The organism is Sinomonas sp., from assembly GCF_051955515.1.
In the GTDB taxonomy this organism is placed as follows: domain Bacteria; phylum Actinomycetota; class Actinomycetes; order Actinomycetales; family Micrococcaceae; genus Sinomonas.
Genome location: NZ_JBQCGQ010000239.1, coordinates 1 through 8,534, shown reverse-complemented (window position 1 = coordinate 8,534; position 8,534 = coordinate 1). Strand labels below are relative to the sequence as shown.

At 68.1% G+C, this 8,534-nt stretch carries 11 protein-coding genes; 6 read left to right on the top strand and 5 right to left on the bottom strand.

From position 1 onward, the window contains the following. The 3 genes from ACTHL9_RS14205 to ACTHL9_RS14195 all read right to left on the bottom strand — a co-directional run. Positions 1–212 (bottom strand): hypothetical protein (locus tag ACTHL9_RS14205; protein ID WP_440519942.1); only part of this gene is annotated, 212 nt, incomplete at its 3' end. Between the two features lie 95 nt (positions 213–307). Beyond that, on the bottom strand, positions 308–1,165 hold the full coding sequence (locus ACTHL9_RS14200) for a metal-dependent hydrolase (RefSeq protein ID WP_440519941.1): 858 nt from the start codon (positions 1,163–1,165) through the stop codon (positions 308–310). 25 nt (positions 1,166–1,190) lie between these two features. Next, on the bottom strand, positions 1,191–1,391 hold the full coding sequence (locus tag ACTHL9_RS14195; RefSeq protein WP_440519940.1) for a hypothetical protein: 201 nt from the start codon (positions 1,389–1,391) through the stop codon (positions 1,191–1,193). A gap of 78 nt (positions 1,392–1,469) precedes the next feature. Between ACTHL9_RS14195 and ACTHL9_RS14190 the strand changes: the two genes are divergently transcribed. Next, positions 1,470–2,090 (top strand): L-threonylcarbamoyladenylate synthase, encoded by a 621-nt coding sequence (locus ACTHL9_RS14190; protein WP_440519939.1) that lies wholly within the window; start codon positions 1,470–1,472, stop codon positions 2,088–2,090. Between the two features lie 3 nt (positions 2,091–2,093). Here ACTHL9_RS14190 and ACTHL9_RS14185 read toward each other — a convergent pair whose 3' ends face one another. Continuing rightward, positions 2,094–2,864: an SDR family NAD(P)-dependent oxidoreductase gene (locus ACTHL9_RS14185; protein WP_440519938.1), complete on the bottom strand. Its 771-nt coding sequence runs from the start codon at positions 2,862–2,864 to the stop codon at positions 2,094–2,096. Between the two features lie 38 nt (positions 2,865–2,902). On the opposite strand from ACTHL9_RS14185, the gene ACTHL9_RS14180 reads away from it, so the two are divergent. The 5 genes from ACTHL9_RS14180 to ACTHL9_RS14160 all read left to right on the top strand — a co-directional run bounded on the left by ACTHL9_RS14180 (position 2,903) and on the right by ACTHL9_RS14160 (position 7,851). Then, positions 2,903–3,553 carry a hypothetical protein gene (locus ACTHL9_RS14180; protein WP_440519937.1) on the top strand — a complete coding sequence of 217 codons (651 nt, stop codon included), beginning with the start codon at positions 2,903–2,905 and terminating at the stop codon, positions 3,551–3,553. Positions 3,554–3,666: 113 nt separating this feature from the next. Further along, the gene (locus ACTHL9_RS14175; RefSeq protein ID WP_440519936.1) at positions 3,667–5,040 is read left to right on the top strand and encodes an MFS transporter; all 1,374 of its coding nucleotides are present in this window, start codon (positions 3,667–3,669) and stop codon (positions 5,038–5,040) included. Between the two features lie 37 nt (positions 5,041–5,077). Next, complete coding sequence (gene manD, locus ACTHL9_RS14170; protein WP_440519935.1) at positions 5,078–6,289, top strand: D-mannonate dehydratase ManD; 1,212 nt, start codon at positions 5,078–5,080, stop codon at positions 6,287–6,289. A gap of 130 nt (positions 6,290–6,419) precedes the next feature. Further along, positions 6,420–7,025, top strand: a complete 606-nt coding sequence (locus tag ACTHL9_RS14165; protein WP_440519934.1) for an NADPH-dependent FMN reductase — start codon at positions 6,420–6,422, stop codon at positions 7,023–7,025. 28 nt (positions 7,026–7,053) lie between these two features. Next, positions 7,054–7,851: an SDR family oxidoreductase gene (locus ACTHL9_RS14160; protein WP_440519933.1), complete on the top strand. Its 798-nt coding sequence runs from the start codon at positions 7,054–7,056 to the stop codon at positions 7,849–7,851. Positions 7,852–7,865: 14 nt separating this feature from the next. Here the strand turns inward: ACTHL9_RS14160 and ACTHL9_RS14155 are convergent, their stop codons facing one another. Beyond that, a complete protein-coding gene (locus ACTHL9_RS14155; RefSeq protein WP_440519932.1) occupies positions 7,866–8,387 on the bottom strand; it encodes a hypothetical protein in 522 nt (173 codons plus the stop codon). Positions 8,388–8,534 lie beyond the last annotated feature (147 nt).

Sequence of the window (8,534 nt, the reverse complement as noted above, 5' to 3'; positions counted from 1 at the left end):
ATCGAGCCCTGCAGCGGCGAGCCCGGCCCCTGATCCGCCAGCACGAGCCACCCCACCCAGCCCGCGTCGGCGGCGCCGTCGCCGGCGTTGGCCTCGGGGAAGCCGGGATGCTCGGCCCAGCCCCCGACGCCCTCCCACGCCTCAGCCTCGGACCAGACCTCGTCCCAGGCCTCGGCTCCCGGCCAGTCCTCCTCCTGCGGCTCCGCGCTCATCCCGGTCCCCCTCCGGCTCACCCCGCTCCAACTGAGAACAGCCTACGAACGGCCACCGACAAAATAAGAAGCCGAGGTGAGAGCGAACCGCGGGCTCAGAATCCGAGCGCGGTGGCGACCCCGAGGATCCCGGCATGCCCGAGGGCCCAAAGAGCGGTGCCGACGCCGACGAGGGCGTAGCAGCTCACGGGTACGAGCATGAGCCACTCACGCCAGGAACCGGCGTCGCCGAGGACCGGAATTGCGACGCGGCCGCCGCGATGCCACACCTCCGCGAGGAGGGGAACCTTTGAGAGCATCCTCGGCCGGCGGAACGCGATGGGCCAGAGGAGGTTGCAACCGCCAGTGGTGAGCATGTCGCCGGCGATGTGGACTGCGGCACCGAGGGCGACGGCGAGCGGGAACCAGTTCTGCTCATGTGGGGCGGCGACCGCGATGAAGGCGGCGAGCGGAACGGAGACGACCCAGGGGAGCTTCCGGACGCCGTCGGGAAAGACGCCGAGGACCTTCGCGGCAAAGCTCACGAGGAGCAGCGACACAAGCCCGGCACCGGCGTAGACGGTCCCGAACCATGGGGTCTCAACAGTCCACAGCCCGGCGGCCCACGCCATGGCGGTGAACAAGGCAATTCCGACGAGCGAGTGCGTCCCGTTGCGATGCCCTCCGGAGGCTGCCCCGAGAATCTCGCAGAGGACGCGCGAGACCGGCGGCAGGGAGTGCGCGATGGTCGAGCTCGGATGGTCGGCGTCCGGCAACAGCGCGGCCCCGGCCGTGACGAGCGCGCCGGCCACAACCCCAAGGGGCGATGCGTGCAGGAGCGGCCAGCCGACGTCGAAACTCGCCGGTCCCAGGCCGAGCAATCCGGCGGTGAGCGGCGAAGCATCGATATGAAGGTGCGTGGTCACAGCAACCCACGCGGCCGCCCCGCAGGCCGCGTGGTGGGGTCCCATCATGACGTGGAGTGTTCGGTGAAAGGCGTCAGGCGATGCAGTCGGCGCAGACGCCGGCTTCGACATCCGCGTCGCGCAGAATGCGACCGCAGTCTCGGCAGTCGGCGTGCAGGGCAAGGTCGCTGCAGTCCGCGCAGACGAACTCGTCGGATTCGGCGAGGCCGCGGCGGCAGTCGGTGCAGAGCTCCTCGGTAGGGAGGTCCAGTTCTTCAATAGCAAGTGCGCTCATATTTCGAGGCTAGGAGCCTCCTCCGACAAAATAAGGACGCCACCCCGGCGCGGCGGGAATCCGCGTAGGCTTACGAGGATGGCGCGCTACTTCGACGTTCACCCCGTGGATCCCCAGCCCCGCCTCATTGCCCAGATCGTCCGCATTCTTCAGGACGGCGGGCTCATCGCCTACCCGACGGACTCGTGCTACGCGCTCGGAGCACAGATGGGGAATCGGGACGCACTTGACCGCATCCGCCAGATCCGGCGGCTGAACGACAAGCATCATTTCACCCTCGTCTGCCGCGACTTCGCGCAGCTGGGGCAGCTGGTGAACGTGGACAACGACGTCTTCCGCGCGATCAAGGGCGTCACGCCTGGCCCCTACACCTTCATCCTTCCCGCGACGCGCGAGGTGCCGCGACGCATGCTCCATCCCAAGAAGAAAACGGTTGGCGTCCGCATCCCGGACAACAACGTGGTCCGCGCCCTCCTCGAGGAACTCGGCGAGCCGATCCTGTCCTCGACCCTGCTCCTGCCCGGCGACGAGGATCCGCTCATCGACGGCTGGGACATCAAGGAGCGCCTCGACCACGTGCTCGACGCCGTCGTCGACGCCGGGGACTGCGGCACTGAGCCGACCACCGTCGTCGACTTCTCAGACGGCTACGCCGAGGTCACGCGCCGGGGCGCCGGAGATCCCAGCCGCTTCGAGTGACCCTCAGGCGAGCACCGCCCCGCCCGCCACGTCCAACACCGCTCCCGTAATCCAGCCCGCGTCCGGCGACGCCAGAAATGCGGCGGCCGCGGCAACATCCTGAGGCGTGCCGAGCCGCTGAAGAGGGTGGAACTGCGCCCACGCGGCCTGCTGTTCCGCCGGGATTCGCTGCCGATTCCGCTCGGTCAGGATCGTCTCGGGGGCTATGCAGTTCACGCGGACCCCGAAAGGTCCGGCTTGAGCCGCGACATCCTGGGTGAGCACGATGACCGCCGCCTTCGCCGCGCCGTATGCAATAGGCGCGCGGGCGTCAGGCTTGCGGCCTGCGGAGGATGCCATAGTGATGATCGAGCCCCGTCCGCGGCTCTTCATCCCAGGCAGGAAGCTCTTGAGGGTGAGGAACGTGGCGGTCACGTTGCCGTCGATCGTCGCACGCCATCCCGCCTCCGGGATGTCCTCGAGCGGGGCGGGCGGAGTGAAGCTGCCGCCGGCGTTCGCGACGAGGATGTCCACTGCCCCGAGCCCCTCCTCGACGCGGCTGCGGAGCGCCTCGATCTCGTCGAAGCGCGTGACGTCGCCGGTCACGCCGAGCGCGGTTCCGCCGTCACCCCTGATCGCGGCAACCACGGCATCGATGGCGGGCTGATCCCTTCCGTGGACAGCGACGGCGGCGCCACGGCGGGCAAGTTCGACGGCGATGGCCTCGCCGATTCCGCGCGAGCTCCCCGTCACGAGGGCGACCTGTCCAAGGAACGACTTCGTGCTGGTCTCCATGCCACGAGCCTAGAATGGGAGAGCGAGAGGAGACCCCTGTGGCACGCTTCCGCTATCGCGAGCCGGCCAGCTCGAACGCCTTCCACGCCAAGGTCACGCATGCTCGCCGTCCACGACGCGAACGCCGCCCAGCACGCCGGGCGGGCCTCGGCGTCGTCACCCCGCAGACCACGGCCGCGTGGCGTGACCTCCTCGCCCCCGACGGAACTCCCGCCGCCCTCCCCTACCAGGTCGACTACGTCCGCTCCGCGGTCCAGCAGGAAACCGGGCTCAGGCCGAGCCTGCGCGGGTTGACGATCGGGCAGGCGCAGAAAATCCTCACCGCCCTCAACGTCGATCCGCGGCCCCTCTGGCACAGTGGTCGTGACAGCTGGGCCATGAACGTGCTCGCGATCTGCGGCAAATGGCTCGCGTTCACCGTGCTCTTCATCGTCATCCTGGGCCTCGGACGCGCCGACGGTATCCCGATCGTGCTGCTGATCCTCGCGGGCTTCGGCTTCTCGGCGATGCGGAGGCAGCGCCGGCAGAGCTTCGAAGACCGCTATTACCGGGCGGTTCCGACGCAGCCGACGAGGCACGACGGCGGCGCCGAGCCCCAGCGTCCTTCCTCGCCGGACGCTCCTCCCGCCCCAGGCAACCCGTACGACGTCGACACGTACCTCCGCCGTCTCGACGACGAAGACCGCTGAGCAGCGACCGCTGATCCACCCGCTCGCCGGGCGGGTAGCCGTGCCTTGACAGCTGGCATGGCAGTGCTTGTATGGTAGTTGCATTGCACTCCATCCCTGCAAAGGAGCACGAGATGTCCGAGAAGACCACTTCTCGCGAGGCAAGCCTCACGAAGAGAACCACTGGCGAACTCGCCAAGGCCGCCGTATCCGGCTGGCTCGGGACCGCCATGGAGTTCATGGACTTCCAGCTGTACTCGCTGGCGGCGGCGATCGTCTTCAACAAGATCTTCTTCCCCGACGTGAGCCCGATGATCGGCCTCATCGCCGCCATGGCCACCTACGGAGTGGGCTACGTGGCCCGGCTCGTCGGCGCGATCTACTTCGGGCGGATGGGAGACCGGATCGGCCGCAAGAAGGTCCTGTTCCTCACGATCGCGCTCATGGGCGCATCGACAACGCTCATCGGCGTCCTGCCGACCTATCAGATGATCGGCATCTGGGCCCCGATCCTCCTCGTTGCCCTCCGCCTCATCCAGGGCTTCGGCGCGGGCGCCGAGATCGCGGGCGCTTCGGTCATGCTCGCCGAGTACGCCCCGGCGCAGCGGCGGGGCGTCATCTCGTCCCTGGTCTCGCTCGGCACGAACTCGGGCACCCTCGCAGCTTCCGGCCTCTGGGCCCTGCTCGTAAGCGTCCTCCCCAATGATCAGCTCCTCTCATGGGGCTGGCGCGTGCCGTTCCTCGCAAGCTTCATCGTGATGCTCTTCGCCGTGTGGGTGCGCCGTTCTCTCAAAGAGAGCCCGGTCTTCGAGAAGCGGGCCGACGTGGTCGGCGGGATCGCCCTCTCCACGACGGACCTGAAGAGCGCGCCGCAGGAAGGCGTACTCGAGAAGGCCCTGCACCAGAAGAAGGGGAAGGCCTTCCTCATCGCCCTCGGCCTCCGCTTCGGCCAGGCCGGCAACTCCGGCCTCGTCCAGACGTTCCTCGTCGGCTACCTCGCGACCGTCCTCATGGCGGACAAGGCGCTAGGCACCACCGCGATCATGTATGGCTCGATCCTCGGATTCGCCACCGTGCCGTTCATCGGCTGGCTCGGGGACAAGTTCGGACGCCGCGCGATCTACATGACCCTCAGCGCCCTCAGCATCCTCTTCGCCGTCCCCATGATGCTGCTCATCACGAGCGGAAACCCCGCGCTCATCCTGACCGGGATGATCGTGGGCCTGAACCTCGCCGTGCTGAGCCTGTTCGCGATGGAGAGCGTCACGATGGCCGAGTTCTTCGGCGCCCGCACGCGCTTCACGCAGCTCGCGCTCGCAAAGGAGATCGGCGGCATCCTCACCACCGCGATCGGCCCGGTCCTCGCCGCGACTCTGACCGCGGTGACCGGGCACTGGTGGCCCCTCGCCGCCATGCTGGTCGGCTACAGCGCCGTCACGCTCATCTCCGCCGCCTTCGGACCCGAGGTGCGCGGCCGCGACCTCGTCCGGCTCGAAGACGCGGTCTGAGAAACCCGCAGAGAACAACCACAGAAGGAACTGACCCGTGAAGATCACCGACGCCCGAGTTGTCGTCTCCTCCCCCGGACGCAACTACGTCACCCTCGTCATCGAGACCGAGGACGGCATCACCGGCATCGGAGACGCGACTCTGAACGGCCGCGAGCTCGCCGTCGCGTCCTACCTCCGCGACCACCTGTGCCCGCTCCTGATCGGACGGGACGCCCGGCGGATCGAGGACACGTGGCAGTACTTCTACAAGGGCGCCTACTGGCGCCGCGGGCCGGTGACCATGACCGCGATCGCGGCGATCGACGTCGCCCTCTGGGACATCAAGGGCAAGGCCGCCGGCATGCCGGTCTACGAGCTCCTCGGCGGCGCAGCGCGCGAGGGAGTCATGGTGTACGGCCACGCGAGCGGCGCAACGCTCGAGGACCTGAGTGGTGACTTCCAACACCACCTCGACCTCGGCTACAAGGCGATTCGTGCCCAGGCCGCCATCCCCGGGATCGAGAAGACCTACGGGATCGCGCCCGCCGACGGCAAGCTCTATGAGCCCGCCAGCGGCGCGGTCCCGCAGGAGGATACGTGGGAGACGACGGCGTACCTCGACTTCGCGCCCCTCATGATGGCCCACGTCCGCCAGGAGTTCGGCGACAGGGTGCACGTGCTCCATGACGTGCACCATCGCCTCACCCCGATCGAGGCGGGCCGCCTCGGCGCCTCCCTTGAGCCCTACCGCCCGTTCTGGATCGAGGACCCGACGCCGGCAGAGGACCAGAGCGCGTTCCGCCTGATCCGCCAGCACACGACGACGCCGATCGCCGTGGGCGAGATCTTCAACTCGATCTGGGACTGCCAGCAGCTCATCACGGAGCGGCTCATCGACTACGTCCGCGCGTCCGTCTCGCACGCGGGCGGCATCACCCACCTGCGCCGGATCTTCTCGCTCGCCGACCTGTACGGCGTGCGGTCCGGGTCGCACGGTGCGGGCGACCTCTCCCCCGTCTCGTTCGCCGCCGCGCTCCACGTGGACCTGAGCATCCCGAACTTCGGCATCCAGGAGTACATGGGCCACCGCGACCCGGCGAACGAGGTCTTCGCCACCTCGTACACCTTCCAGGACGGCTACATGCACCCGGGGGCGAAGCCCGGCCTCGGAGTCGAGTTCAACGAGGAGGCGGCCTCCCGTTTCCCCTTCGACCCCAAGTACCTCCCTGTCAACCGCCGCCTCGATGGCTCCATGCACGACTGGTGACACCCTGCCACTGAAGACATCCTGCCACTGAGTCCCACCCGATCGTGCTGCTTGCGGTCGCCGCAGTCTCCCTTTCCGGACTGGTGCGCGAGGGCTCGCGCCCTCGCCGCTGACGTGCTGGACTGGGGCGATGGCAACGCATCAGATCGGATACCTCATCGGAAGCCTCGCCTCCCACTCCATCAACCGAACCCTCTCGAAAGCCCTCATCAGGCTCGCGCCCGAGGAACTCGCGTTCACAGAGATCCCCATCGGCAATCTGCCCCTCTACAGCCCTGACTTCGACGCCGACTATCCGCCAGAGGGGCGTGCGTTCAAGGACGCGGTCGAGGCCTCGGACGGAATCCTGTTCATCTCCCCTGAGTACAACCGCTCCATCCCCGGCGCGCTCAAGAACGCCATCGACTGGGGTTCGCGCCCCTGGGGCACGAATTCGTTCGCCCGCAAGCCCACGGGAATCATCGGCGCCTCACCGGGGAACATCGGGACGGCGGTCATGCAGTCCTCGATGCGCTCCGTCCTGAGCTTCCTCGACGCGCCCCAGCTCAACTCCCCCGAGGCCTACGTCAAGTTCGACCATGCCGTGTTCGGCGAAGACGGGGCGGTCAACGATCCCCAGCTGGAGAAGTTCCTGCGCCATTACATGGAGGAATACGCCGCGTTCGTGCAGAGGGTCCTGGCGGCCAACGCGCCGGGTCACATTGGCGACAGCGACCCGTACTCCCAAGGTGAGTAACGGCTTCTTGCGGGGGTAGACCTTGCCTATGACTTTCGACCCCCGCACCGCCATTGTCACTGGGTCTGATTCCGGGATCGGGCAGGCCACGGCCGTCGCCTTGGCCGCCGCCGGCATGGATGTCGGCGTCACGTGGCACACCGACGAAGCCGGAGCGCAGGAGACTGCTGAGGAGATCCGCGGGCATGGCCGCAAGGCCTTCATGGCCCAGCTCGATGTCTCCGACGCACCAGCCTGCGGGCAGGTGGTCGACGACCTCGCGGAGCAGCTCGGGGGGCTCGACGTCTTCGTCAACAATGCAGGGACCGGCGCAAACGAGCCGTTCCTCGCCATGGAGTTCGACCGCTGGCGAGAGATCGTGGCAACGGATCTGGACGGTGCGTTCGTGTGCCTTCAGCACGCCGCCCGACGCATGGTGCGGGCGGGCAGCGGAGGACGGCTCATCGCGGTCACGAGCGTCCACGAGCACCAGCCGCGCGTCGGCTCGTCCGCCTACGACGCCGCGAAGCACGGCCTCGGCGGCCTGATGAAGACGATCGCCCTCGAGCTGGGCGAGCACGGGATCACGGCCAATTCCGTGGCCCCGGGCGAGATCGCGACGCCCATGACCGGCCAGGAGGATCAGGACCCGCACCAAACGAGCAGGCCCGGCGTCCCGCTGGGCCGGCCAGGGGATGCGCGCGAGGTCGCGGCCGTCATCGCGTTCCTGGCCTCGCCCGCGGCGAGCTACGTCACCGGCGCATCATGGGCGGTCGACGGCGGCATGCTCCAGATGGGCCCGCAGGGCGGCTCCCACATCACGAGCGATGACTGGCGGAAGGGGTAGCCTGAAGGGCCGGGCTAGACCGCGACAGTCAGCAGCCGCGCCGACCCGTCGGCCTCGCGCACCAGCCGGATCCGCTGCCGCCCGAGATCGACTTCCCCGCTCCCGAGGAGGGCAAAGTAGCGGCTGAGCTTCTCGTCCTGCGAGAGGGCGTGGAGGTGGCCGCCAGCATGCTCGAAGAACGCCTCGGCCATGACCAGTCCGGTGACCATCCTGTCGCCGAGGCCGGTGATGGCCTTGTTCACGCGAGTGAACAAGTCCGGGACGAAGAGCAGCACCAGAGCGAAGACAGCGGCGGCGACGAGGCTGATGCGGTTGGTGATGACGACGTAGGCGAGCACCAGGCCTACGACGACGACGATCGCCCGGCACGCCAAATTGAGCGCCTTGGCGCGCGTGCGGTGGGAATTCATCTTGGTCAGCAGGGCGTGGTCGGCGGCCATGGACAGCCGCTGGCCCGCCTCGAGGATGGTCTCCCTGATGAGACGACTGCCGTCGGGGAGGAGTTCGCCCTTGATGCCAAACAGATCGGATGCCATGAGGGGGTCCTCCCGCCGCGTGTGTAACAGATTGGACACGATTGTCCCACGGCTGGCACCCTGCTGAGGAATTCCTCTCAAGGAATGGACGCCGGGACATGGACGGCGGGACGGCGGGACGCCGGACGTCGGCACGCCAGGCAGCTG

What these genes read in the sequence shown, in the direction of transcription:
- ACTHL9_RS14200 (WP_440519941.1), bottom strand. Translation starts at nt 1,165, where the DNA reads ATGATGGGACCCCACCACGCGGCCTGCGGGGCGGCCGCGTGGGTTGCT.
- ACTHL9_RS14195 (WP_440519940.1), bottom strand. Translation starts at nt 1,391, where the DNA reads ATGAGCGCACTTGCTATTGAAGAACTGGACCTCCCTACCGAGGAGCTC.
- ACTHL9_RS14190 (WP_440519939.1), top strand. Translation starts at nt 1,470, where the DNA reads ATGGCGCGCTACTTCGACGTTCACCCCGTGGATCCCCAGCCCCGCCTC.
- ACTHL9_RS14185 (WP_440519938.1), bottom strand. Translation starts at nt 2,864, where the DNA reads ATGGAGACCAGCACGAAGTCGTTCCTTGGACAGGTCGCCCTCGTGACG.
- ACTHL9_RS14175 (WP_440519936.1), top strand. Translation starts at nt 3,667, where the DNA reads ATGTCCGAGAAGACCACTTCTCGCGAGGCAAGCCTCACGAAGAGAACC.
- ACTHL9_RS14165 (WP_440519934.1), top strand. Translation starts at nt 6,420, where the DNA reads ATGGCAACGCATCAGATCGGATACCTCATCGGAAGCCTCGCCTCCCAC.
- ACTHL9_RS14160 (WP_440519933.1), top strand. Translation starts at nt 7,054, where the DNA reads ATGACTTTCGACCCCCGCACCGCCATTGTCACTGGGTCTGATTCCGGG.
- ACTHL9_RS14155 (WP_440519932.1), bottom strand. Translation starts at nt 8,387, where the DNA reads ATGGCATCCGATCTGTTTGGCATCAAGGGCGAACTCCTCCCCGACGGC.